Annotated in this window: 21 protein-coding genes and 1 other RNA gene; 9 read left to right on the top strand and 13 right to left on the bottom strand. The window is 55.1% G+C overall.

Features of this window, described 5'->3' with window-relative positions; translation table 11 throughout:
- Positions 1-475: 475 nt before the first annotated feature.
- Genes K8R57_03345 through K8R57_03335 form a run of 3 tightly spaced genes read right to left on the bottom strand, consistent with a single transcriptional unit; the run spans position 476 to position 3,461 of the window.
- Complete coding sequence (locus tag K8R57_03345; GenBank protein MCE9587331.1) at positions 476-1,465, bottom strand: TerC/Alx family metal homeostasis membrane protein; 990 nt, start codon at positions 1,463-1,465, stop codon at positions 476-478.
- Between the two features lie 32 nt (positions 1,466-1,497).
- Positions 1,498-2,796 carry a hemolysin family protein gene (locus K8R57_03340; protein MCE9587330.1) on the bottom strand — a complete coding sequence of 433 codons (1,299 nt, stop codon included), beginning with the start codon at positions 2,794-2,796 and terminating at the stop codon, positions 1,498-1,500.
- Positions 2,797-2,804: 8 nt separating this feature from the next.
- On the bottom strand, positions 2,805-3,461 hold the full coding sequence (locus K8R57_03335) for an HAD family phosphatase (GenBank protein MCE9587329.1): 657 nt from the start codon (positions 3,459-3,461) through the stop codon (positions 2,805-2,807).
- 91 nt (positions 3,462-3,552) lie between these two features.
- Between K8R57_03335 and K8R57_03330 the strand changes: the two genes are divergently transcribed.
- The 5 genes from K8R57_03330 (at position 3,553) to K8R57_03310 (ending at position 11,435) form a co-directional block, all read left to right on the top strand.
- Positions 3,553-5,049: a trypsin-like peptidase domain-containing protein gene (locus tag K8R57_03330; GenBank protein MCE9587328.1), complete on the top strand. Its 1,497-nt coding sequence runs from the start codon at positions 3,553-3,555 to the stop codon at positions 5,047-5,049.
- Positions 5,050-5,094: 45 nt separating this feature from the next.
- A complete protein-coding gene (locus K8R57_03325; protein ID MCE9587327.1) occupies positions 5,095-6,591 on the top strand; it encodes a PDZ domain-containing protein in 1,497 nt (498 codons plus the stop codon).
- Between the two features lie 98 nt (positions 6,592-6,689).
- The gene (locus K8R57_03320) at positions 6,690-7,433 is read left to right on the top strand and encodes a polyprenol monophosphomannose synthase (GenBank protein MCE9587326.1); all 744 of its coding nucleotides are present in this window, start codon (positions 6,690-6,692) and stop codon (positions 7,431-7,433) included.
- A gap of 53 nt (positions 7,434-7,486) precedes the next feature.
- Complete coding sequence (locus K8R57_03315) at positions 7,487-10,471, top strand: DUF2723 domain-containing protein (protein ID MCE9587325.1); 2,985 nt, start codon at positions 7,487-7,489, stop codon at positions 10,469-10,471.
- A gap of 49 nt (positions 10,472-10,520) precedes the next feature.
- Positions 10,521-11,435: an FkbM family methyltransferase gene (locus K8R57_03310; protein ID MCE9587324.1), complete on the top strand. Its 915-nt coding sequence runs from the start codon at positions 10,521-10,523 to the stop codon at positions 11,433-11,435.
- Between the two features lie 95 nt (positions 11,436-11,530).
- Here K8R57_03310 and obgE read toward each other — a convergent pair whose 3' ends face one another.
- From obgE to rlmN, 7 genes are all read right to left on the bottom strand, one after another.
- Positions 11,531-12,694 carry a GTPase ObgE gene (obgE, locus tag K8R57_03305; GenBank protein MCE9587323.1) on the bottom strand — a complete coding sequence of 388 codons (1,164 nt, stop codon included), beginning with the start codon at positions 12,692-12,694 and terminating at the stop codon, positions 11,531-11,533.
- Between the two features lie 4 nt (positions 12,695-12,698).
- Positions 12,699-13,904: a glycogen synthase gene (gene glgA, locus K8R57_03300; protein MCE9587322.1), complete on the bottom strand. Its 1,206-nt coding sequence runs from the start codon at positions 13,902-13,904 to the stop codon at positions 12,699-12,701.
- Positions 13,905-13,914: 10 nt separating this feature from the next.
- Complete coding sequence (sixA, locus tag K8R57_03295) at positions 13,915-14,385, bottom strand: phosphohistidine phosphatase SixA (GenBank protein ID MCE9587321.1); 471 nt, start codon at positions 14,383-14,385, stop codon at positions 13,915-13,917.
- Positions 14,386-14,489: 104 nt separating this feature from the next.
- Positions 14,490-15,248 carry a 3-oxoacyl-[acyl-carrier-protein] reductase gene (fabG, locus tag K8R57_03290; protein ID MCE9587320.1) on the bottom strand — a complete coding sequence of 253 codons (759 nt, stop codon included), beginning with the start codon at positions 15,246-15,248 and terminating at the stop codon, positions 14,490-14,492.
- A gap of 86 nt (positions 15,249-15,334) precedes the next feature.
- Positions 15,335-16,579: an MFS transporter gene (locus K8R57_03285; GenBank protein ID MCE9587319.1), complete on the bottom strand. Its 1,245-nt coding sequence runs from the start codon at positions 16,577-16,579 to the stop codon at positions 15,335-15,337.
- Between the two features lie 20 nt (positions 16,580-16,599).
- Positions 16,600-17,262: a metallophosphoesterase gene (locus tag K8R57_03280; GenBank protein ID MCE9587318.1), complete on the bottom strand. Its 663-nt coding sequence runs from the start codon at positions 17,260-17,262 to the stop codon at positions 16,600-16,602.
- Positions 17,263-17,271: 9 nt separating this feature from the next.
- Entirely contained in the window at positions 17,272-18,369 is a 1,098-nt protein-coding gene (rlmN, locus tag K8R57_03275; GenBank protein MCE9587317.1) for a 23S rRNA (adenine(2503)-C(2))-methyltransferase RlmN, read from the bottom strand.
- A gap of 160 nt (positions 18,370-18,529) precedes the next feature.
- Between rlmN and K8R57_03270 the strand changes: the two genes are divergently transcribed.
- Positions 18,530-20,221 carry a 30S ribosomal protein S1 gene (locus tag K8R57_03270; protein MCE9587316.1) on the top strand — a complete coding sequence of 564 codons (1,692 nt, stop codon included), beginning with the start codon at positions 18,530-18,532 and terminating at the stop codon, positions 20,219-20,221.
- Positions 20,222-20,239: 18 nt separating this feature from the next.
- Positions 20,240-20,596, top strand: coding sequence for a glutaredoxin (locus K8R57_03265; protein ID MCE9587315.1), 357 nt, complete (start codon positions 20,240-20,242; stop codon positions 20,594-20,596).
- Positions 20,597-20,802: 206 nt separating this feature from the next.
- On the opposite strand, the gene tatC is transcribed toward K8R57_03265, so the two are convergent.
- From tatC to ffs, 3 genes are all read right to left on the bottom strand, one after another.
- Positions 20,803-21,582: a twin-arginine translocase subunit TatC gene (gene tatC / locus K8R57_03260; protein MCE9587314.1), complete on the bottom strand. Its 780-nt coding sequence runs from the start codon at positions 21,580-21,582 to the stop codon at positions 20,803-20,805.
- Positions 21,583-21,597: 15 nt separating this feature from the next.
- Entirely contained in the window at positions 21,598-22,962 is a 1,365-nt protein-coding gene (argH, locus tag K8R57_03255) for an argininosuccinate lyase (protein ID MCE9587313.1), read from the bottom strand.
- A 70-nt stretch (positions 22,963-23,032) separates the two neighbouring features.
- Positions 23,033-23,127, bottom strand: an RNA gene (ffs, locus tag K8R57_03250) — signal recognition particle sRNA small type.
- 112 nt (positions 23,128-23,239) lie between these two features.
- Between ffs and K8R57_03245 the strand changes: the two genes are divergently transcribed.
- Both K8R57_03245 and K8R57_03240 read left to right on the top strand, forming a co-directional pair.
- Entirely contained in the window at positions 23,240-24,058 is an 819-nt protein-coding gene (locus tag K8R57_03245) for a hypothetical protein (protein ID MCE9587312.1), read from the top strand.
- Complete coding sequence (locus K8R57_03240) at positions 24,055-24,237, top strand: hypothetical protein (protein ID MCE9587311.1); 183 nt, start codon at positions 24,055-24,057, stop codon at positions 24,235-24,237. Before K8R57_03245 ends, K8R57_03240 begins: the two co-directional genes overlap by 4 nt.
- Positions 24,238-24,298 lie beyond the last annotated feature (61 nt).

The raw sequence follows: 24,298 nt of genomic DNA, 5'->3' as shown, positions 1-24,298 counted from the left end.
AGTTCTTCCCAAACCGGTAGCTCTGGCTTAGCGCCAGCGCCCGAGCTGTGCGACTCGGGCTGCCGCTACCTTGCCCTTCCGGGCATTTGCGAATAACTCCTTGAATCTCCATATTCCGAGACCTACAAGGCGCAGAGGCGCAGAGGAGGATGACAGATGAATAAGATCTGTGTTGGTCTTGATAAGGAGACCCCGAAGAAACCCAATCTCTACAAAATCATTTTCCCTCCTAATTCATTTCTCTGCGCCTCCGCGCCTCTGCGGGAGTTATTCCTAAGTTTCCTGAATTTCACATTCATCGTCCCCTTTATCCCCTTTATCCCTGTAAAATCATTTCTGCTCTCCGCGATTGCTAGCCCGGCCGTTGCTTCGCATTTGAACTCGGGCTTTCCCAAGCCACTCGCCCCCACCGGGGCTGCCTAGCGGTCCTATCAGCTCCCGCCAGTCGCTGATTTGTTACGGCTGCGGGATTACTTCACCCTTCTGCCACCTCTTCTTTCAATGGCAGTAGCCAGGAGAAGAGTGCGGCCATGGCGAGGGCAGTAACAATGATCCCAAGAGACCAGACTGTCGGGAAGTGACCGTGAAAGTGAGGATCTAGCCAGAACATCTTCAGGCCCACAAAGCAGAGGATGAATCCCAGCCCGTACTTGAGGTAGTGGAACTTGGAGGCCATTCCAGCCAAGAGAAAGAACAGAGCCCGTAATCCTAGGATCGCGAAGATATTCGACGTGAACACGATGAAGGGTTCCTTGGTGATGGCAAAGATCGCAGGGACACTGTCGACAGCGAAAACTATATCGGTGAACTCGATGAAGATGAGCGTCAGGAGGAGCGGTGTCCCCATGAGGCGACCCGATTCCATGATGAGGAACTTCCCATCGTGCAGACCCGGTGATATCGGCAGGAACTTCTTCAGGAGGCGGAGGAGGACATTATGAGCCGGATCGGGATGGGACTCAGGACCGAAGGCAACCTTGAGACCCGTGATAGCCAGGAAGACTCCGAAAACGAGCGGAACCCAGGAGATCTGCATAAGCACCGATCCGAGGGCGATGAAGAGGGCGCGGAAGACGATGGCTCCGAGGATGCCGTAGAAGAGGATCTTATGACGGTACTTCGGCGGGATCGCGAAGAAGTCGAAGACCACAAGGAAGATGAAGAGATTGTCGATTGAGAGGCTCTTCTCAACCAACCAACCGGAGAGAAACTCCAGACTGCACTGCTTAGCGAGAACCTTGGGGTCGTATCCGGCCAGTCTCAGATCCTGAGGAAAGACATGCAGTCCGTAGAAGTAGAGACCGACGCAAAAAAGCAGAGCCAAGGAAACCCAAAGAAGCAGATTGAAGAGGGCCTCACGGTGACCTATCTCATGCTCATTCCCATTCCTGCGACGCATGTCCAGAAAGAGACTTCCAAGAATCATGAGGAGAAAGAGTCCGTAGAGCCACCAGACGCGCTCCATGGGAAAAAGCTCCGGATGATAAGCGGCGGCGATCATTGGGAAGCAGCCTCTTCGTCCAACGAAAGCTTCGGATCACGACTGACAAGCAGCTTGTCAATGCGCTGACGGTCCATATCGACAACCTCGAAGCGGAAGCCATTCTGCTGAAACTTCTCACCCTCTCCAGGGATATGGCCGAGATGATGCAGGACAAACCCGCCGATCGTCTGGTACCTATTGGCCTCCAACTCCTCATCCGATAACTCCAACGAGATAGCCTGGGCAGTCTCCTCAAAATCGAGCTGAGCATCGATAAGCCAACTCCCATCCTCGCGCGTGATGATCTCGGGATAGTTCTGGCGGACACCGCGCTCGGGCAATCTGCCGACGATGGCCTCGACCACATCCTTGAGCGTGACCATACCCTCGACAACGCCGAACTCATCGACGACCAGAGCGACATGACGGCGGGTGTTCCTGAACTCCTCGATAAGGCGCGGGGCCATCATGGTGGAAGGGACAAAGAGCGGTGGATTGAGCACGTCAGTGAGTTTCACTGAGCCGGTGAGGGAGAGGTTGGCCCAGAGGGATTTCACGGAAACGATGCCTCGGATATTATCAGGAGTACCCTGAAAGACAGGGTAATCGGAGTGACCGGCCCCGGCGATCCGGCGCCAGTTCACTTCGTTCGTGTCATCAAGATCGAGCCATGTCACCCGGGAGCGAGGGGTCATGAGTTCAGCCGCAGACTGCTCGTCGAGATCGAGCACCCCCTCCACCATCTCCTTCTCGGCAGGTTCAAAGGCACCGCTCTCCAAACCCTCATCCATCATCTGCAGCACATCTTCCTCGGTCTGCTCTGCGGTGCGACGGGGATCGAGATGAAATAGCTTCAGGGTCGAGGCGACAAAAGCCCAACCCAACTCAGCCAGCGGATCGATCCAAATAGTCATCCAACGAGCCAGGCGGGAGAGGGCCCGGATCGGTAGGGAGGTATGAAGCGATTCCCCGATAGCTCTCGGAAGCAGTATCCCGAACAGCAGGATCAGGAAGGAAATCACCGTCGTGACAATCCCGATCCAGGCGGGGAGAAGCATCACCAATCCCTCATGATCGAGGATCAGGAGATCACGGGCGGCAAGCACCGAGGCCAGAGTGAAGAGAAACACCGAGGCGAGGCGCAACCCTGGACGGGGACGCGATCTTGCATCCACATAGGAGGTCACTGAGTCGGCATCGCCGCGGCGCTTCAGCAGGACCACATCGGCCATCACGCAGATCCCACCCAGAAGGATAAGGACAAGCGGCAACAAGCACATCAGCAGGTAATCCACGGTAGCGACGGTATTCATCCAAAAAATCAGTTCAGCAATGCCACAAGCTTGGATGGGGAAACCTCGAGCAGTTTCTCGACGGCTAGATCGCACTCACTCAGGGAGGAGAGCGGGTTAGTCGTGGCGACGCCAACGACCTTCATTCCCCCGCGTCTCGCGGCTTCGATCCCCGCAAAGGCATCCTCAATGACAAGGCAGCGCTGGGGAGGAAGTCCGAGAAGATCGGCTCCCTTCAGGAAAACCTCGGGGTCGGGCTTCCCAAGCAGAACATCGCTACCGCAGACAACCTGATCGAAGAAAGCATCCAGACCGGTGGCTGCAAAAAGGGCATCCAGATTACCCCTCGGGGTGGAAGATCCAACAGCACGTGGAATCCCGGCCTCCTTCAGGGCAATAAGTAATTCGCGGGCACCAGGCAACACAATGACTCCCTCGGCGGCGACAAGCTGGCGGTAGAGATCCTCCTTCCGATCGGCCAACTCCCGGACAAGAGCAGGATCATCCCCCCAGCCCAGAGCCGGGATGATCACCTCGTTCTTCTTGCCGAATCCGGCCTTGAAATGTCCTTCGGGCAGAATAAGTCCCCGTTCAGAGGCCAAAAGCTCCCAAGAACGCTCATGCTGGGAGGAGGAATCGATCACGACACCGTCCCAATCAAAAAGAACACCCCAAGGATTAGACATTGATGAAATAATGAGGGATTCGTGAGGGTGCGGCAACGTCATTCTCGAAGGGTTGCACTCCGCAGACGCTTGGGCGAGTCTCTCCCATCACATGAGCTGCCGGAAACTCCTTCCCATGATGAGCCTCATTCTAGCGATGGCTCCCTCTCTGAGCGCCAAGGATCCTACTTCCGAGAACCGGGGGGCCGCTGTCGGGCAAAACCTCTCGGCAAGCATTGTGAGGATCGAAGTGACGGATCAGGAAGCGGACTATGCCTCCCCATGGAATGCGGGTCATATCGGAGGAGGCATCGGCTCGGGATTCGTCATCGTCGCTCCTAGCGGGAAAAAGCAGATCCTGACCAATGCCCATGTGGTCAGCAATGCACGCTTCATCACGCTCACCCGCGAACGGGTGAGTCATCCTTACACGGCCCATGTGGAGTTCATTGCCCATGATTGTGATCTGGCACTCCTGAGCGTTGATGAGCCTGGCTTCTTCGAGGGAACTGTACCCCTGGAACTCGGCGGGGTCCCCCTTATCGAGAGTGGCGTGAGTGTCTATGGATATCCGCTGGGAGGGGAACGCCTCAGTGTGACCAGGGGCGTGGTCTCTAAGATCGATTTCGACTTGTACACGCATTCCGGAGTCGATTCGCACCTGGTGATCCAGATTGATGCCGCGATCAATCCCGGCAACAGCGGCGGCCCGGTCCTTCAGGATGGGAAGGTGGTAGGGGTCGCCTTCCAGGGCTATTCGGGGGAAGTTGCGCAGAATGTCGGATTCATGATACCGATCCCGGTGATTGGGCGATTCCTCAAGGATCTCTCGAAGGGATCCTACACAGGATACACGGATCTCTCGATCGCTTTCAGGCCTCTGCTCAGTACATCTTCCCGGAAGGCCCTCGGCTTGCCAGATGATGACCGGGGGGTGCTCGTCACCGACGTGCAGGAGAAGGGCTCCTCCCATGGGTTCCTTCAAAAAGGGGATGTGCTTCTCTCGATCGATAGTCATCCCATTGCAAGTAACGGACGCGTCGAACTCGACGGGCAGTCGGTCGATATGACTGAGGTGGTGGAACAGAAGTTCGAGGGTGAGAAGGTTCGCTTCGATGTCCTGAGGCAAGGCGCCACCATTGCAGTGGAATTCCCCATGGTAGGAAACTGGCCCTTCCGAATGCAGGGAAACGCCTATGATGAGAAGCCCCGCTATCTACTCCACGGGGGACTACTTTTCCAACCCCTCGACAGAAACTTCCTGAATGCGGATAGCATGGCCGATCTGAGGATCAAGCGGGCCTTTGAGAACTTCGCGGAAAAACATCTCTACCTGCAACGACCCGAGATCGTCGTTCTGAGTAGGGTGCTGGCCGATCCCATCCACAAGGGATGCGACGGTCTCCGTCCGGGAATCGTGGACTCGATCAACGGCAGGAAAATCCGCTCACTCGCCGATGTCAGCGCGGCATTCGATCAGCCGGCCCGCTACGATGTCGTGATCCTGGATGGCATCGGTGCACCGATTGTCCTCAGCCGTGAAGCGGTACTGAAGGCGAATCCCCGCATCATGCAAACCTACAGCATCCCCTCCCCCCGGAATCTCTAAGGATCTCAGGTGCCGAAACGACCAACGATGAAAAGATTCCTTCCCATGATTCGGTTACTTTCACTTGCGGGTCTGTCACTCGTGACGGCTTGCCAGGAAAAGAATACGCCTTCGCAAAGGCTAGGTGAATCAGTCCTCCGGGTCACATCGACAATCCAATATCCCGATAACAAGCGCCCCTGGCTCAAGAAGAAGCCGTTCACCCGCATCGGACTTGGGACGATCATCGAGGGAGGACGACTCCTAGTCACTGCGGACATGGTTGCCCATGCGAGCTACATCTGCTTGGAGAAGCCGGAGGATGGACCGAAGGGGAGCGCCACGGTGGAGGCGATCGACGAGGAATGCAATCTGGCAGTCATCAAGCCGGTGGAACCTGAACTCCTCAAGGGAACCCATCCTCTCTCACTTGACGCGATGATCACGCCCGGGAGTACGGTTCAGATTCTCCAACTCGAGCCTAACGGAGCGCCAGCTCTCAGTCCGGCCAGTTTGACCACGGTCGCGGTGATGCCTTATTCATCAGATGGAGGAGCTTACCTGCTCTATCGTGCTTCCACGACGATCCCTCAACGGGAGGGAAGCTTTGTCATTCCCGCGCTGCATGAGGGAAAACTCGCAGGCCTCGTGATGCGTTACGATCCACGCACTCAATCGGCTGACATTATACCCTCACCGCTGATCGGGCGCTTCCTGAAGGAATACGCCAAGCCCGGCTACTCGGGATTAGCGCGCGCCGGACTGACCTACGGAGAGGCTCGCGGAAGGACATTGCGCGAATGGCTTGGTACAGGAAAAGACCTCAATGGTGTCATCATCACGTCCCTTGATTCAGGAGGCCCGGCGGAGAAAGCAGGCCTCCGGAAGGGGGATCTCATCGTACGGGCAGGCGGCAAGGCCATCGATGGCGAGGGAAACTACACAGACCCTCGCCTCGGAAAAATCAACTTCAGCAATCTTGCCACCCTAGAATCCGCACCCGGAGACAAAGGTGAAATTGTGTACTTCCGGAGCGCCGGTGAAGGGACCGGCACGCTGGGAACGGCAACGCTGACGCTAGGGGGAAGGAATACCCTGGCCGAAATCAGTGCAGCACGCCTGCATGGCGACTCTGTTCCGTACACCTTTCTGGGGGGGCTTCTCTTTCAGGAGCTGAGCAGACCCTACCTCCGCGAATGGGGAGTAAACTGGAGAAGCGACGCCCCTCAGAATCTCGTTGCCCTTGATGCATTTCAGGAAGATTTGCCGAAAGATCAGAAGAGACTGGTCATCATCTCAAAGGTCCTCCCTTCATCGCAGACCATCGGACTTCAGGAACTTGCCAACAAGGTAGTGGTGAATATCAACGGCATGCCGATCCATGGACTAGCTGACGTGAACGAGGCGGCAAAGCATCCCAAAAACGGCTTCCAACGCATTGAACTAGAAGGCTCCGCAGGGCCTATCTATCTGGATAACGCATCACTCGGATCAGAAGAAGCTCAACTCAGGAGCGAATATGGCATCCCAGCCAAGTCAGATTCCTTGGCCAATCCAAAATAAGGTGGTGCAAACGAATGAAAGAGACCCGTCCTTCCTCGATTTTTGACGCTCGACGCGATGGGAAGAGAGGCTAATTTAACCACTCTTCTATCGTAACCATGTCCGAACGTACACTTGTCGTCGTCCCCACCTATAACGAGAGAGAGAACCTCCCAAATCTGGTCGAGCGTCTCTTTGCGTTACCTGAGCCTGTCGAGATCTTGGTTGTCGATGATGGATCACCGGATGGCACAGGACAATGGGTAGCGGAGACCGCAATACGCGATCCGCGCCTGCACCTCCTCTCTCGCACCGCTAAAAACGGCTTGGGTCGCGCCTACGTGGCGGGATTCCAATGGGCTCTCGAGCACGGCTACGACTTTGTCATCCAGATGGATGCGGATTTTTCACACAGCCCTGAGGATGTACCGAAACTCCTGCAAGGTATCCGGACAACGGGCGCAGACCTGGCCATCGGTTCCCGATACGCAGGCGGGATCCGCGTCATCAATTGGCCCCTCAAGCGACTTGTGCTCAGCGTAGGGGCCTCTTACTACGTCAAATGGATCACAGGACTTCCGGTCTGGGATCCCACCGGGGGCTTCAAGTGCTGGCGCCGCAAGACCCTGGAAGCAATCGACCTTCCCTCCGTGAAATCGAACGGCTACGGCTTCCAGATCGAGATGAATCACCGAACCTGGATGCGGGATTTCAAGGTTACCGAGGTTCCCATCATCTTCGCAGATCGCATCGAAGGGGTCTCCAAGATGTCCAAGAAGATCGTTGTGGAAGCACTCCTCATGGTCTGGGGCCTCCTGATTAACAGCGGATTTCGCAGATCCCCCCGCGCCAAGCAATCCTGAGATTCGCTCCTGCTTCAATCCCCCGAACAAACTCTCTTTTTACATCTACCCCAATGAGCTCTACGGACATTACGCCTTCCTCCATTCCTGAATCTGCCGTCTCGGTAGAAGAACGAGTTCATCCCTTCCACGTTTTCGACTCCTACGAACGGTGGAACTCGCTGATCGCCTTCCTGATCGCTCTGGTTACATATTGGGCGACCGTGATGCCGAACATCGGCCTCAACGACGATGGCGAGATGGCCACGGCGGCCCTGCACTTCGGGGTCATGCACCCATCAGGCTACCCTCTCTGGACGATCCTGGCAGGACTCTTCAGCCACCTTCTCCCCTTTGGCAATGGATCCTGGAAGATCAATCTTTTCTCCGGGCTCTGCTCGGCCATAGCAGCTGCCCTCTTCTCTCTCATATCTCTAAGCGCCACCCGCTGGCTGGGGGTAGCAAAGAAGCCTGCCACGATTCTATCAGGCGCCGTCACACTCACCTTCATCTGGTGTACTCCTGTTTGGTCTCAAGCGGTGATCGGCAAGGGTCTCTACGCTCTTCATATCTGCATGATGATGATTTTCATCATGATCTGTTATGTCTGGATCAGACGTCCGCATTGGAAAAATGCATTTGTCTGGGTCATTTTTATCTTCTCGCTCGGCATGAGCAATCACCACATGACTTTGGCAATGGCCATACTGCCATTGCTGGTCATTCTGCTGCTCCACGCAAATCTGTTCTGGGAATACACTGTTTACAGTCTGATCGTCGCCAGCGGGCTCTATATGGGGTTTGCGAATCTTTCCCAGTTGCCGGATGTCTGGAAAACTTCTGTGAGGTTATTTTATATTGCTTGGGCCGCCTTATTGCTCCTCGTTCTCATACGTCGAAAGCTTACCGAGTGGCGTCTCGGCTTGCTCATTCCCATCGCTGTCGTAGCGGGTTTGCTTCCGTATCTCTACATGCCCTTCGCCTCCTCCACGAACCCACCCATGAACTGGAGTTACACGAGCACGAAGGAAGGATTCTTCTATGCGATCAATAGATCTCAATATGGGGGAACCCTGGTCGATCAACTCCAAGCATGCATCGGGAGGGTGGTTGGCATGCCCCCGGCGGAAAAACAAAAGGGCCCCAAGTCACCAGATGAAGAGACGACTCTTCAGTCTTTTGGAGGATTCTGCAAAATTTTCTGGGCAGTGCTGGTACAGAACATTTCACCACTGCCCATTTTGGGCGTTTTTGCAGCTTTTCTCCTTTTCTGGCGACTTTCACGCGAACAGAGAATCTGGTTTTATCTTTTGGTCATCGGATTTTGCCTTTCCGCATTTTTGCAGCCCATTTCATTTCCTTTGGGTTATGATAATGCAGGATGGGGTTCTCAGAAACCTTGGCAGGGTCTTTGCTACGGATTTTTTCTCCTAATCGCAGGACTTGGCGCCGCTGCAGTAATTGCTCAATCTCGGAGATGGGAGCGCATTAATCGATGGATTATACCTGCTTTGGCAACAGCTACAGCGCTCTACACCCTGGTCCTCTGCTATCCCAAAAGCGACCAGCATGGTCACTGGTTCGGATGGATGTACGGGCACGACATGCTCGTCGACCTGCCGAAGGATAGCTTTGTTTTCGGTGGGACCGACCCCGGCCGTTTTGTGCCAACCTACATGGTCTTTGGCGAAAGCTTCGAAAAAACGAAGCGGGATCCGAACTTCGACCGTCGGGATCTCTACATCGTGACTCAGAACGCCCTGGCCGACACCTTCTACAATCGTTACATCCGCTCCCACTACACCACGGAGCGCCCGACAACCTTTGGGTGGTTCGAGAAGCTTCTTGGCCGCGATCACACCTATCCGAATGAGACCCTAACCCTTCCCCATCGGGAGGATATCATGGCCCTCTTCGAGGTGCTGATGAATCAGTACCAGAAAAATCCCCAGGCAATGCCTAACCCTCAGAGCGATCCTGTCGCGCTGAACTCGGCTGTGGCCGAATGGATCTTCCTGCGCAACCGTGACAAGAAAGACGGGACTCCCCGGCATTTCTATGTGGAGGAGAGCTTCCCCATGCAATGGTCCTATCCTTACGCCATCCCGCACGGGCTTTGCTACGAGATCGCCCATGACAAAATGGACGCCCTGCCTCCCGGAACTGCTGAGAAGGATCTGGCTTGGTGGGATGATTACATCAAGAAACTCGATTCCGTACCCGGTTTCCGCAATGACGATCTGGCCCTTCACTCCTTTGCCAAACTGCGCAATACCGGCGGCAACATCTATGCCTTCCGCAACATGCGTTCGGAAGCGGAGCGTGCTTACAGACAGGCTCTCTCGCTCTGGCCGGCGAATACCGAGACCACCAGCAATCTCGTCAATCTGCTCTGGCAGGAGGGACGTTTCCTGGATGCCCGAGATCTCGTGGCGGGGTTCCTACCGATGGATCCCAACAGCAAAGTGCTTCAGCGCCTGACCGTGGCCACGGAAGCTAGACTGAAGGCTTCCAAGGATCTCCCGATGCAACTCGCAGCACTACAGGTCAACCCAACCAACAGGCAGGCACTGGCGCCGGTCCTTCAAAGCCTCATGATTCTGGGACGCATGGGCGATGTCGACGCGACCATCTCCAATGCCATCGCAGCGACGCCCAAAGACATCTCATTCCTCAGGGACATGATCAACTTCTATGCCACCCAGGGACGCATTCCTCAGGCGCTGGAAGTTGCAAAAGTTCTCGAGAAAGCGCAACCCGACCAGTGGGATATCCCATTCACCATTGCAAAATACGATCTCATCACGGGGCAGCGGGAAGCGGCGTTCACCAACCTGCATCGTGCAATTCAGCTCGGGGGAAACACCGCACTTCAGCAAATCAGCCGTGAGCAGATCTTCCAACAGGTGTCACAGGATCCAGCCTTCCAGCAGGCTCTCAAGGCGGACCAGGACGCTTTATCGCCTGAGTCCTCTCATCTCGAGCAGAGACTCATGAAATCAATACAGGATGCCTCTTCCAAACAACAGAATCCGAAGAAATCCTCTCACAAAAACTAGTAGATCTTGAATTTCACAGTCCCATCGTCCCGCGCCTCAAGCCACCTTTATGCCAACCACAGAGTTAAATCTCACTGACTCTTTCAGTATAGCAGTCCGAACCAAGGCGTTACGTTTGGCTGAATGCTCCTACAAATTAGTTCTCCGAAGTGCCCTGCTTCAAAAGCTTGTCTACAGCATCATCAGATTTCTTTCTCCAAGCAGATTGTCCATTGAGAACATCTCGCTTCATCTGAATAAAAACGACGCCGTTCTTAACGCCCTGTTACTACTCGGGCTTTTTGAAGTTCCTGAAACGATCATTTTTAAAAAACTGCTGCAGCCAGGCATGACATTTTTGGATGTGGGAGCAAATATCGGCTATTTCAGCGCATTAGCTGCCTCTCTTGTTGGTGCGAAAGGAACGATCATTGCCTTGGAACCTGAACCTAAAAATCAAGCCCTGCTGCAGAAGACTTCCCAGTCAAATCCCGGCCCTAAGTATCATCTATTCCAATTAGCCGCCTCTTCTAAAAGCGGATCCTCCACCTTTTATGTTTCCAGTAGCAATTGTGGTGACAACAGGTTGGCAGATTCCGCCCAGCAGGATGACAATGACGAATGGAATTCCATCACTGTTGCGTGTGTCACCCTGGACGAGCTTTTTATTGAAAAGGACCTTCCTCTGCCCGATGTCATCAAAATTGATGTTCAGGGCTTCGAGGCGGACGTCATTGCGGGTTGTATGGATATCCTTAAAAGAAAGAAAGCAATCACCCTGATGATTGAATTCTGGCCGGAAGGCCTTCGTGCTGCAGGAAAAGACCCACTGGAGTTCCTGAGCACTCTGCGAGGTCATGAATTTCTAATTTCTTACATTAATCTAAAAGGACAACTTGTCGAGTTGTCGGCCGATGAAGAGTTGGTCAAAACATACCATGGAAAGGCCTACACAAACCTTTTCTGCACACGCATAACCACTTAAAGCTACCTAGTATTTAAAGCCGTACAGGTTTTGACGGGATAGGTGACTAGTTTAGACAGATCCCTTGCTAAGGATCCCCAGTAAGGAAAACCGTCTTAATAGACCAAGGGAGGGTTGCCCCCTTCTTCCTTCAGCTTGGTAGCCTTAGCTTCGGCAAGACTTGCCTCCTGTTCTACGACCTTTTCCTGGAGAAAGGCTTTCAACTCAGGGATCCCCTCACCCAGTTCGGCGCAAATCGGGATGATAGTGACACCCTTGAATTTCTTTTTGAAGAGCTTCAGGTTGGCTGCGGCTTCGGGCATGTCCATCTTGTTGGCCACGATGCACCAGGGACGTTCCGCCAGTTCAGGATTGTAGAGTTCCAGTTCCTTGCGAAGAGCATTCAGATCATCCAAGGGGCTGCGTCCCTCGGATCCAGCCATATCCAGCACCATGAGTAGATAGGCGCAGCGCATGACATGACGCAGGAATTGATGGCCCAAGCCCCTGTTCTCATGGGCTCCCTCGATCAATCCGGGAATGTCGGCAACGGTTGTCTTGTGATAATCCTCAAGGTCAACAACTCCAACCTGCGGGTTACGCGTGGTGAAGGCATACGAACCGACCTTCGGATGAGCGCGGGAGATCGCACGCAGAAGAGTCGACTTGCCTGCGTTCGGATAACCGACCAGACCGGCAAAGGCGATGGAGCGCATCTCGAGAAGGAACCAACTTTCATCACCTTCTGTTCCTTCGGTGAAACGCCTGGGAGCCTGATTGCGTGAACTCTTGAAGTGGATATTGCCACGTCCTCCTTTTCCTCCGTGACAGATGATGAATTCCTTGCCCACTTCGTCCAGGTCAGCGACCAGATCCTCGGGCATTGGATCGGCGAGGCCTTTCTTGGCACGAGGCTGATCGGAGGGAAGCTCTTCCCCATCAATCAACTCAGGCTCGGCAAAGGGATCGTGAGGAGCTGGTGTCGGAAACCGGTAGATCAAGGTGCCGACGGGAACAGGCACCACGAGATCGGGTGCCGACTTGCCATGGCGTTGGCGATAGGAGCCCTTGCCCCCCGGTTTGGCTTTTAGGATCGGCTCGAAGAAGAGATTGGCCAACTGATCGATATGGTTGTCGGCACGGAGAATGACATCCCCTCCATCGCCGCCATCACCACCGTCCGGCCCACCCTTAGGGATGAACTTTTCACGACGGAAGCTGGCGGAACCATCGCCTCCGTCGCCAGCCTTCGCATGCACCCTTACTCGATCAATGAACATTCGGCTACCTTTGCAGAAGCTTGTCGTAAAGTCGCTCAGTTTTGCTGGCAATCGCATCCCATCCGAAGAACTCCTCGGCGCGCTTCCGCCCGGCGGTCCCCATTCGCGAAGCAAGCTCGGGATTGGCCATCAAGAGATTGATCTTGGAGGCAAGGTCTGAGGCAAAGGCTGCAGGATCAGTCGCCTCGAAGGGGCTCTCTTTCATCTGCTCAAGGGGTATAAGGAAACCAGTCTCACCATCCACGACCACCTCCTTGATGCCTCCGACGGCACTGGCGACGACGGGCGTGCCACAGGCCATGGCTTCGAGATTGATGATGCCGAATGGTTCGTAGATCGAGGGGCAGACAAAAACAGAAGCGCTTGAGTAGAGAACAATCGCCTCGGGACGAGTCACCATCTTCTCGATCCAGACAATCTCACCATGATGCTCCCGTGCTGAGGCAATCGCCTGCTGCATCTCCGCTGCGATCTCGGGCGTGTCAGGGGCGCCGGCGCAGAGCAGCACCTGAAAACCGGGATCCAGATGACGGATCGCACGGACCAGATGAATGATCCCCTTCTGACGTGTGATACGGCCAACAAAGAGGACATACGGGCGATCGGGATCCACGCCAAGCGATCGGAGAACCTCGGGATTTTTTGTCGAGCGATACTCGCTCAGGTCGATGCCATTATGGATCACACTGAGGCGCTCTTCGCTGACATTGAAGAGGGAGAGGATATCCTTCTTGGTCTCTTCCGAGACGGCAATCACAGCATCAGCCATCTCAAGGGCTGTTTTTTCCACCCAGAGGCTGAAGTCATAACCGCCTCCAAGCTGTTCGCGCTTCCAGGGGCGCAGAGGCTCGAGGGAGTGAACCGTAATGACGAGGGGAATGCCGTAGTTGAGCTTCGCCATGATACCGCCAAGGTGGGTGTACCATGTGTGGCAGTGGACAAGGTCAGCAGTGATCCCGGCGCCGTTGAAATCGACACACCGACGTGATGCGCCCAGTGGGCTCTGAAGCGGCTTGGGGCAGGTCATCTCGGGAGTGCCAAGGCCGAACCCCCTGACCTCGATGCTTCCGATCTTCTCATCCTGATCACCGAAACAGCGCACCTCCACCTCCATGAGCTTGGCCAACTCACGGCTCAGATAATCGACATGAACGCCCGCACCCCCGTAGATATGTGGAGGATATTCGTTGGTGAGAAGGAGTGTTTTCATGGGAGTGATTTTATAAAAACTTCACGGGCAGGAGATACTGCAGGATCCCAGATCCAAACTGGAGACGAGGTAGGTTCACCCCTAGAAGAGAGGCCTTAGCAACCTGAATAGACTCACTCCGTTCCATCCCGATCAGCGAGGCACTCAGCGAACTTAAATCCGGTTCGTGCCCCACAATCATGACTGAATCAAGCTTTGCATAGCCTGATAGCTCGGCCAGGGCCACCTCGGGATTCATCCCGCAAGCGGCCCATGCAACTTCAGTGAGAGGCGGTTTCCCCAAAAGCTTTGCAACAATCTCCGCCGTCTCTCGTGCACGAACAACGGGACTGGTGAGGATGATCTCCGGTCTGAGGCACTGCTCTTTCATGAAGCAACCAATCCGGCGCGCCTGCTTGAATCCTTTTTCCGTAAGAGATCGGGAAAAATCATCGAGACGATGAGGCTCAGCCTCGGCGTGGCGGAGAAGGTGGAGAAGCATTAGGAGAAAATTATGAAGTCAGAATGATGAAGTATGAAACTGGGAGAAAAAGTCTGAACGCAGACGCCTTTTTCATCCCTCATCATTCATAATTCATCCTTTCCCTACATCGACATACCGCCGTCTACCGCCAGGACCTGACCAGTGATGTACCCGGCAGCGGGGCTACAGAGGAAAGCGACCGTGGAGGCGATATCCTCGGGCTGGCCGAAACGGGAAAGAGGAATCTGCGCTAGGGCTCCCTTGCGGATCTCCTCGTTCAGGACTGCTGTCATGTCGGTCTCGATAAATCCAGGGGCCACCACATTGACCGTGATACCACGGCTGGCGACTTCCTTCGCGAGAGCCTTAGTAAGGCCGATCATGCCGGCCTTGCTGGCGGCGTAATTTGTCTGACCCGCAAGGCCCATGAGGCCACTGACGGAGCTGATGTTGATGATGCGTCCGGAGCGCTGCTTAATCATGGTGCGCAGAACTGAGCGGACGAAGTTGAAGGCTCCCTTGAGGTTGGTGTCGAGGACGGCATCCCATTCCTCAGAGGACATGCGCATGAGGAGATTGTCCCGGGTGATTCCGGCGTTGTTCACCAGAATGTCAGCTCGCCCAAAGTCAGCTACAATCTGCTCTCCGACCTTCTGGACGGCATCGAAATCGGCTACATCGACAGCATAGGCGCGTGCAGATCCGGGACGGATTGCTTCTAGCGCAGCCGCGACCTTGGACGAGTTTTCCTCGCTGCGGCTTACGACTGCCACCTTGGCACCCGCCTCGACAAAATAACGGGCAATGGATTCACCGATACCGCGTCCGGCTCCGGTGACAATGGCAACTTGATCCTGTAGTGGGTTGTTGATGGTGCTCATAAATTCGAAATGAAATGTGATGAGGAAAAACCTTACCCGAGAAGAGTCGGAGGGGGAATGGCTTTTTCCCTATGCAGGCAGAGAAGTTATAAATGGGCAGGAGAAGACTCCCTGAGTTTCGGCATGTGCCTAGAAAGTACAAACTGACCCGCTCCCATGAGTCCGAGGATACCTCCCACCACGGCAAATGCTCCGAAGGCTCCCAAACCGGCAGAGAAGGCCGCGCCAACAATGGTCTTGATGACAACTGAAACCGCATTCACACCGAACTGGGAAGCGGAGGTAACACCGCCAGCATGTTCAAGCGGAGTAAGTTCCTGACGTTTCTTGGTCAGAGTCAAGCGGGCGCAGACATTGGCCAAGGCAAAAAGGAACACCGCCACTGTCATAACCCAGAGATTTCCAGGCACCCAACCGATGGCCAGGATGAATGTTCCGACAGCCCCCAGAGCGACCCACTTCCCTCCGGAGTTTTTATGCTTTGTGACTGCATAAATCAGTGCTCCAACGGCACCGCCGAGGGCAAAGGCAGCGCCGATTTGCCCAACAGAAGCTGACTTATGAAGGAGCCCCTTGGCAAAGAACGCGCTCAGGAGCTTGCGCAGCGGGTAGATATTGAACGACATCAGGCCGATGCAGGTGATCAGGAGCGGTCGGCGGGTGAAGATATATTTGATCCCAGCCCAAGAACCTCCGTGGGAGTGATGGACCGCTCCTTTGCTCATACCTCCGGTTTTCTTAGGAATGAAGAAGTAGGTCACTGAGGAGAGAACAAAGCCGACCGGTATCATGATGTGGGGAACGATCTTCCCTCCCCATATCATCAACCCGCCAAGAATAAGCGGCCCAGCGACTCCACCGATATCAAAGGCGAGTTCGTAGCGTGAATTGATCCTGTCGAGTTGCTCGGCACGATGCTGTGCAAGTTCAAGCGGAACCGTGTGGACTGATGTGTCAACAAAGCCCCTGATCAAGGCCTCCAATGTGTAGCAACCCATCGCCCACCAGAGACTCAGAAAACCGCAGAGCATGGAAATGGGTACTCCGGCCAAAGCAACGGCCCTCAGGAAGGTAGCGACCACAAGCACACGTCGGGCTCCGAATTTCTCCGTGGGCCAGCCTCCGATATAAGTACCGGCCATGTGAATCCCCGTATCAAAGGCGGAGAAAAAAGCCGCGCCGCCGAGTGAACCGGAAAGCTTCGCCAGCAGTAGAGGCTGTGCCAGATGCAGGGCGCTATCGACCAACTGGGTAAGGAAGACGCCACCAAGAAATCCGCTCAGAGGAATCGGGTGGTGGGATTCCTGATCGATAGCCTCGATTACTTCCATACGTCGTGCTTTTAGTATTCCTATGCTGCCGGGACGCTGATCAGCCGTCTCTCGGGGAGAATGAGTGCTGTGAGGGCTCCCCCGTAGACACAGCCGGTGTCGAGACCGATGGCATTCGAACGAATCATCGGATCACGCTTGGCCCAGTGGCCAAAGACGATGAGCCGCTCCTTCGTGTAGGCCTTATACCAGGGAATATCCATCCCCTCGGGAATCCGTATATTCAGAAGATCTTGCCTCGACTGCTCTGCCAGCTTGGGAATCCGAGGATCGATGCCGGCATGAACCACGAGAAATCCATCACCCTTCAGGTAGAGTGGCCAGGACTCGATAAAACTCATCGATTTTTCAAAGCAGTCTCCGATCTGACGGATGGTCTGCTCATCAGAAGAGCTCGGTTTAGGCACCTCTCCGGCAATCCATCGGCCCAGCAACCGTGCTTCGTGATTTCCAAGGACACAGCGCAGGTTGGGAGTGCTCATCGCCCACTGCATGACCGAACGACTGTCCGGGCCCTTACAGATCAGATCGCCTACAGTGATGAGATCATCCTCTTTGGTAACTTCTGCGGTTTTGAGAAGCGTCTCCAACTCCGAAGCGCAACCGTGCACGTCGCCGATAATGATCGTTCTCCGATTCGCGCCAGTGCTACTAACTGAAGATGTAGAAATCGAGTTGTTCATCAAGCCAAGTCAAGCCGCGGAGTTAGAGGACTCAATTTCCGCCGAGATTCGCCGGCGGAGCTGCCCGCAAGCAGCGTCGATATCGTGCCCCTTTTCCCGGCGAATGGTAGCGGCAATTCCTCGATTGCGCAGGATAGAAAGGAACTCTTCCTGAACTGGCTCGGAGGGGCGTTTCCAAGGTAGACCCTCGACGGTGTTGTAGGGGATGAGATTGATCTTGGCACGGAGACCCCTCGCCCTCTCGGCAAGGAGCTTGGCCTCGGAGGGAGAGTCATTGACTCCTTCGATCAGGATGTACTCAAAGGTGATCATCTGTTTCTTGCGCTCGCTATAGTAGGCGCAGGCCTCCATCAACTCGGCGACCGGGTATTTCTGATTCACCGGCATGATTTCGCTACGGACAGAATCGCTCGCCCCGTGCAGTGAGATGGCCAGTCTTATCTGGAGAGGCTGATCCGCAAGTTCTCGGATTTGAGGAACAAGACCGCTGGTGGAGACGGTCATCTTGCGTGCACCAAGACCCCCTCCCCAAGGAGCGTTCAGGATGGAGACAGCCTTGAGCCAGTTCTTGTAATTGGCCATCGGTTCCCCCATTCCCATGAAGACAAGATTATTGATTCGCTCTCCGGAGATCTTCTCCGCGAGCAAAACTTGGGAGACGATCTCGTCAACTGACAGGTGGCGCTTCCATCCGTCCAGGCCGCTGGCGCAGAACTTGCAACCATAAGCGCATCCGACCTGGGACGAAACGCAGAGGGTTCGTCGGTCGGATTCCTCTCCATAGAGTGCTGGCGATGCAGGGATCAGCACTGCTTCGATCAACTCCCCGTCGTGGAGACGAAGAAGGAATTTGCGCGTCGTATCCTCCGAACCGCTCACGGTCACCACCTCGGGTAGGCGGATAGGATGTTTCTCGGCAAGTGCCGAACGCAGAACCGCAGGGAGATTCTTCATGGCCTCCCATGACTCGACGCGCTTCTCCCTCTCATACGCCCACTCCATGATCTGCTTGGCACGGTAAGCAGGCTGCTCCAGCGCGGTCAGGCTCTCCTCAAGATCCTCCAGAGTGAGGGCATGGAGCGGAATGGGTACAACAAGTTCGGGCATGATCGGGTATTCTCGAAAAAGGGAGAACTAAAGTGTGAGAGAAATTCATTGCCCTGCAAGCAGGGATTGCTACTATTTTCTGCTCTTCTGCCGTCACTTAAAAGGAGTCGCGGTAGGACGGATTGGCAACAATCTCTCCGTAGAAGTTATTCAATACATCATGACAACAACAATCGCTGAACTTCAGCAACTCATCGCAGCCTCGGTTAAGAACTACCGCGAAGGCAGCATCGTCAAGGGCCACATTCTCGAGAAGCGTCCCAAGGAATTCCTCATCGATATCGGCTACAAGTCCGAGGGTGTGGTTTCCGCATCGGAATTCGACAATCCCGAGGAGATCCAGGTCGGTGACGAGGTCGAGGTACTACTCGAACGTCTCGAAAACGACCTCGGCATGGTCATCCTCTCCCGACTGAAAGCTTCCCAGCGTCAGAACTGGTCGAAGATCGTCAAACTGTTCGAGGCAGAGGGCATCATCAAGGGCCGTGTCAAATCGGTCGTTAAAGGCGGTCTCATCGTCAATGTCGGCGTCGAGGCTTTCCTCCCCGCTTCCCAGGTGGACATCAATCCTCCCAAGGATCTCACCCAGTTTGTCGGCAATACCTACGACTTCAAGATCGTCAAGCTCAACGAGGATCGCAAGAACGTCGTCCTCAGCCGTCGTGAACTGATCGAGGCCGAGCGCAGTGAGCGCCGCCAGCAGTTCCTCGGCACCATGAGTGCCGGTGACAAGGTCGAGGGTACCGTCAAGAACATCACCGACTTCGGGGCCTTCCTCGATCTCGATGGTATCGACGGACTCCTTCATATCACCGACATGTCCTGGGCACGTCTCACTCACCCGAGCGAGGCAGTCAAGCCCGGCGACCGCCTCACGGTCGTGGTCCTGGAAATCAACAAGGACAAGGAGCGCATCTCCCTTGGCCTCAAGCAGCTTCAGTCCAATCCTTGGGATCGTCTCGAAGAGCGCTTCCCGATTGGCCAGAAGATCAAGGGCAAGGTTACCAATCTCATGCCTTACGGCGCTTTCATTCAGATTGAAGAAGGCATCGAGGGTCTCATCCACGTCTCGGAGCTCTCCTGGACCAAGCGCATCACCCGTCCTTCAGACGTCCTCACCCTTGGTCAGGACATCGAGGCCGTGGTTCTTGGAGTCAACAAGGAGGATCAGAAGATCTCCCTTGGCGTCCGTCAGCTTGAGCCGAATCCTTGGGATGAGATCGAGCAGCGTTATGTCATCGGCAAGCAGGTTCGCGGCCAGGTCCGCAACATGACCGCCTACGGCGCCTTCGTGGAGCTTGAGGAAGGTATCGACGGCATGGTGCACGTCTCCGATCTGAGCTGGAACAAGAAGATCAACCACCCGAGCGAAGTCCTCAAGAAGGGCGACGAGGTGGATGCAGTCGTCATCGACATCGACAAGGCCAATCAGCGTATCAGCCTCGGTGTCAAGCAGCTCGAGACAGATCCATGGAAGGAGATCGAGGGTAAGTTCAAGGTTGGCGATGTCGTCAAGGGAACAGTCTCCAAGATCGCCAACTTCGGCGCCTTCATCGAGCTCCCCGGAGCCATCGACGGACTCGTTCACATCTCTCAGATCACCGAGGATCGTGTCGAGAAGGTCAAGGATGTCCTCAAGGTCGGCCAGGAAGTCGAGGCCCGAGTCATCAAGATCGACAAGACCGAGCGTCGTCTCGGCCTTTCCATCAAGGCAACCGGCTACAGCGAGGAAGCGCTCCGCAAGGAGAGCGAGGCCCTCGAGTCCGTCAAGAGCGGCGAGGATATGGTCAGCTTCGGTGCAGCCCTCATGGCAGCCGAGGAAGAGTATCGTCCCGGTCAGGGCAGCAAGTAACCCTTCGCTAACCACACCATGTCACAGCCAGCAATCACTGCCTACCTCAAGACCTCCTGCGGTTGGAGCAAAGGAGTACGTGCCATCATGGACAAGTACTCCCTTCCCTACACAGAGAAGGACATCATCCAGAATCCGGCCTTCCGGTTCGAGATGGAGCAGCGCAGCGGCCAGTCGCTCTCCCCCTGCGTGGAGATCAACGGAGTCATGCTGCCCGACATCAGCGGTGAGGAAGTCGAGTCCTACCTTCTCGAGAAGGGCCTTGTATCAGCTAACGAGGTGAAGACCGACGTGCCGCTGAATGCCGCTTGCTCGGATGCCGAACACGCGGCGATGGCACAAGGCCTGGGCCAAGGGATCAAGATGAACCTCTGAGGTTTCCTCGATAACAAATCACAGAGAGCCGTGTCCGATAGGGCACGGCTCTTTTGCGTTACAGGGATTGTGAGTTTTTCCCGCAGAGGCGCGGAGGCGCAGAGAAAATAAAGGGAAGACTCACAGGGATAAAGGGGATGAAAGGGATGGGTAATCTCCCATCAAAGATCCATAAATGACTCAAGCCTTAATCCCCTCCATCTCCTTTATCCCTGTGAAATTGCCTCCACCTTGGGTTCGACCCAGCGAGCGAGCAGAATACACAACTCGTAGAGGACGACCATCGGGACGCCCATCAGGAGATAAGTCACCAGATCCGGTGACGGCGTGATGAAGGCCGCCACAGTGAAGATGGTGACGATGGCGGCGGAGCGCGTCTTGCGGAGCTTCTCAGCGGTGAGGAACCCGAGTTTCACAAGGGCCAGGACCACCATCGGCATCTCAAAGGCGACCCCGAAGGCGATGAGGAACTGCGTTGTGAAAGAATAGTACTCTCGCACGGTCCAGGTCGGCGTCCAATGCATGGCCTTGGCATCCTTGAAGAAGAAATCGAGCGTGCCGGGTAGCACCACCAGGTAGGCAAAGGAGATCCCCCCCAGGAAGAGGAAGAGGCCGAAGGCGGACACGGGGAGGAGGATCTTGCGCTCGGCGGGTTTGAGTGCAGGAAAGAGAAACTGGGCGAGGAAGAAGGTGATGAGCGGAAAGGAAATCACCAGTCCGGCATAAAAAGAAAGCTGAAGGGAAATGGTCATCGAATCCGCCACTCCCAGTGACTGAAGAGAGTTTGCGCGAACTGGGTCGACGGCGATGAGTGGACGTTGGATCACTGCGGCAAGGAGGTCCCGGAAGAAAAACGCCCCGACCATGGCTACTACAAGCGTCACTGCAATCCGGATGATCGTCACCCGAAGATCACCGAGGTGATCCATGAAGGGACGGGCTTTGTCCTCCTGCTCGCGGAAGGAGAAGATCTTGTTCAGTTCCATCCCTTGGGATCTTCCCTAATTTAGGATTTGGCGCCAGTGAGCAAGGCGGGCAGAGACATTCGCAGGTGACGGAGCACCGATGGCGGCACGGGCCTTCAGGGAGCGAATCGGATCAAAGATCGACTTCCATTCGTCCAAAAGCTGCGGGCAATGCTCGCGGATCACCTCCACGGGCAACTGGTCGATGGGAATGCCGGTCTTGGACGATTCGGCGGCAAGCTTGCCCACCAGATCGTGGGCGGTACGGAAGGGGACGTTCTTGCGGACCAACTCATCGGCCAGATCGGTGGCCAAGAGCGAGGGGTCACTTGCGGCCTTCGTTGCGGCCTCCTGATTAATCACGAGCGCGGCCATCATCTCGGCAGTCACCGCAAGAGCCATGCGGGCCGTATCCACGGAATCGAAGACGGCTTCCTTGTCTTCCTGAAGGTCTCGGTTGTAGGCCATGGGAAGTCCTTTGAGAACCGTCAGAAGACGGAAGAGGTTCCCGTAGAGTCGACCTGTTTTTCCACGGGTCAGTTCGGCGATGTCGGGATTCTTCTTCTGCGGCATCAAACTGGAGCCTGTGGAGTGTCGATCGCTCAGGCGGGCAAATCCGAATTCCGTGGTGGTCCAGAGGACCACATCCTCGGAGAGGCGTGAGAGATGCATTCCGGCGATGGCCAGAGTCGAGAGCAGTTCGAGAGCAAAATCACGGTCACTGACGCCATCGAGGCTGTTCTGAGTCACACGTGAGAAACCAAGTTCTTTAGCAATAGCCTCACGATCCAGAAGCAGGGTGGATGCGGCCAAAGCTCCGGATCCCAAGGGAAGCTCATCCATACGGAGAGCGACATCTCCCAAACGACCATAATCACGGTTGAGCATCTCCACATAGGCAAGGAGATGATGAGCCAGCGGTACGGGCTGTGCGCGCTGCAGGTGAGTGTAGCCAGGGATGAGAACCTCCTCGTTCGCCGAGGCCAGCCCGACAAGGGCAGTCTGAAGCGTGCGAACTCCCGATTGCAGGGCCGTAATCTCGTCACGGAGATACAGACGCAGGTCGGTCGCCACCTGATCATTACGGCTGCGAGCCGTATGAAGCTTGGCCCCCGCATCACCGATGCGGTTGGTCAGCTCCTTCTCGATATTCATGTGGATGTCTTCCAGATCAACGGAGAACTCAAACTTACCGGCGGCAATCTCCTCACCGATGGCATTCAGACCCTGCTCGATGGAGGAAAACTCGGCCTGCGTCAGGAAACCGGCTTTCAGGAGGGCACGGGCATGAGCCACACTTCCCCGGATATCATGACGGTAAAGCCTCCAGTCAAATGAGATGGATTCCCCGTAGTCCCTCAAGAGAGTGGATATTGATTCCTCAAAACGGCCGTGTCGCATTACTTGGTTCTAGCGGTTTTTCTCTACCGCGGAAGCAAGAATACCCCCCTAAAACGGCTTGAATGAAAAAAAGTGTCAGGGAACTACGGCAAGAGAGAGCTGGCTGCCGTTGCTGCATTCCTGCCCTGGCGGGGTTCGCCGGTCTTTCATCCATAGCCCCTGACGCGTGCAAACTACTCCAAGGAAGAAGGTAAAACAATCATGGAAACATCTTTTTGCTACTTGAGAAATGAATTCAAACCCCTTAATGGTATTCGCTCCTCTTAGTCCCCCCTTAATGCAAAAAATCCTACTTATTCTGGCTGCGGTTCTTTCTCTGGCTGCAGCAGCTTTAGGTTACCTGAACCGTAGCAAGCTTGTTGAAGCCAAAAACACCGGCGATTCTTATAAAGAGCAAGCAGAGAAGGCAAACAAGAGCCTGACCACCGCCCTAGCAGACGCTAAGGAAAAAACCGAAAAGCTCGCGCTCTTCAGTAGCGACCAAGAGAAGCTTGCCTCAGAAAATACCGATCTTAAGGCACAGATTGCAAAGTCCTCGAGTAACGCTGCAGATGTGCAGAAGCAAATTTCAGACAGGGATGCCACCATCGACCAGCAAAAGACTGACATGGCTGCCAAGGATGCTCATATCACCGACTTGGAGGCGAAAGTGAATTCCACGGCCAAACCACCCGTTGATCCTTCCGATGATCTCAAGAGGCAAATTGAAGAGAAGGATATCCTAACCACCAGCCTTCAGACAAAACTTAAGGATCAGGAGAGCCAACTAGCTGCTCTTAAGGAAAGGGAAGCCCAGCGCCGCAGTAAGTCGATGCGTAGTGGTCTGGAAGGACGCATTCTGGCCGTGAATCCCTCCTGGAATTTCGTGGTCCTGAGCCTCGGGGACCGCAATGGCGTGGTGAACAATGCCGAGATGCTTATCAAGCGCGGATCCCAGTTGATCGGCAAAGTGCGTATCACCTCCGTAGAACCCTCCACCTCGATTGCCGACATCGTCGTTAACAGCGTCCGTGGCGGACTGAGCGTTCAACCTGGTGACACCGTCATCTACTCGGGCCCGGGTGACGATTCATCTGACAACAAGACAAATCTATGAACCGATTCGGGATTCTCCTGATTCTCTCCACGCTGCTTCTTGCGGGATGCGCAACAGCCCCAAGTACCGATATCACGACGCCCGAAAGTTCAGCCGTGAGCGCTATCCCTTGGAATAAGCCGGCAAGTTGGGAAGGGTCGGGAGCCTTGGGTGGCTTCATGCCTCAGGGCGGTCGTTGAAGTTAACCCTGCAGATTCTACTGCCCTTTCCTGCACGCAGGGTGCTTCTTTTGATAGTTGA

This window comes from Verrucomicrobiota bacterium, from assembly GCA_021413925.1.
Classification (GTDB): domain Bacteria; phylum Verrucomicrobiota; class Verrucomicrobiia; order Chthoniobacterales; family UBA6821; genus UBA6821.
This window is presented reverse-complemented; position numbering and strand designations above follow the sequence as displayed.